This is a genomic window from Streptomyces sp. rh34, from assembly GCF_002551245.1.
Taxonomy (GTDB): Bacteria; Actinomycetota; Actinomycetes; order Streptomycetales; family Streptomycetaceae; genus Streptomyces.
In genome coordinates this window covers 1-1280 of record NZ_NTGZ01000533.1, presented here as the reverse complement: position 1 = coordinate 1280, position 1280 = coordinate 1, and the positions used below count along the sequence as shown (strand labels likewise).

Here is a 1280-nt window from a genome sequence, read left to right as displayed (position 1 = left end):
CCGGTCAGCAGCGTGTGCCAACGGGTGCGCAGCGCCGCGGCGTCCTCGGCCCCGGTCCGAGCCGTGCCGGAAGCGGCGTGGGCGGGACCGGGGATGGTCAGGGGCAGCGTCGCCGCCGCGCCCAGGGCGGCCGCACCGGTCAGGACGGTGCGCCGGGTGGTGCCTCGGTTCGTCATGTCGCCTCTCACGGAAGGTGTCGGCTCAAGAAGGTGTCGGCTCACGGAAGGTGTCGGCCGGCGGATGATCCCGGTTCACGCCGGCTCACAGAAGGTGCCGGCGGTCGACGGCGGCGGCGAGCGCCGCGTGACCGGAAGGGCCCGGATGCAGACCGTCGCCGCTGTCGTGGGCGGGGAGCATCCGGGAAGGGCGGTCCGGGTCGCGCAGTGCGGCGTCGAAGTCGGCCACGGCGTCGAAGATCCGCCCGGTGCGCACGGCCCGGTTGATGTGCCCGCGCACCGCGTCCAGCTCGGGCGACCAGCGGGTCCACCCCTCGAACGGGGTGATGGTGGCGCCCACGACCCGCAGCCCGGCGCCCCGGGCGCGCAGCGCCACCTGCCGGTATCCGGCCAGGACCTGGTCCGGACCGCTCTGGCCGGGCGGCTGCTGGAGGTCGTTGACTCCCAGGTGCACGAGCACCGTCCGCAGCCCCGGCAGCCCGAGTACGTCGCGGTCGAAGCGGGCCTGGCCGCCGGGTCCGAAGCGGACGTCGTCGAGCAGCAGCCGGTTTCCGCTGATGCCGAGGTTGGCGACGGCCGAACCGGGCAGCCGCCTCGCCAGCTGGTCGGGCCACCGCAGATCGGCGTCGTCGGGGGTGCCGACGCCCTCCGCGATGGAGTCGCCGAGCACCGCGACCACCGGGCCGCGCGCCCCGGTGGTCTCCACCCCGGTCAGCAGGAGGACCGACCGGGTGCGCACCCCGTCGACGGTGTGCCAGGCGTGGGTGTTGCGGTGGAAGGAGAGCGGACCGGTCGGGCCGGGAACCCGCGTCCGCACCTCCAGCCGCGCCCCGTCCGCGACCCGCAACCCCCCGACGGGGTCACTGGTCAGACTCGCGCCCGCCGCCAGCCACTCCTGGCCCCGCCCGGCGAAGGTCACCGGCCGGTCGTTCCCCGTCACCGGGCCGACCAGCACGGGCGCGGTCCCGAAGGTGTTCGCGTACCGCAACCGGACCGCTCCACCGGCCGACAGCCGCAGCACCGCCGTGCAGTCGCCGTCGGTCAGCCCGGCGTACGCCAGCGGATCGGCGGCGGTCGGCGCGGTCTGGGCGGTGGCCCAGGAGG

The 1280-nt window shown here is 76.0% G+C and carries 2 protein-coding genes; both read right to left on the bottom strand.

Annotated features, from left to right (window positions below; genetic code table 11):
• A partial coding sequence (locus CR470_RS41415; RefSeq protein WP_257139070.1) for a twin-arginine translocation signal domain-containing protein occupies positions 1–176 on the bottom strand: 176 nt, incomplete at its 3' end.
• An 85-nt stretch (positions 177–261) separates the two neighbouring features.
• Positions 262–1280 (bottom strand): SGNH/GDSL hydrolase family protein (locus CR470_RS37995; RefSeq protein ID WP_097872297.1); only part of this gene is annotated, 1019 nt, incomplete at its 5' end.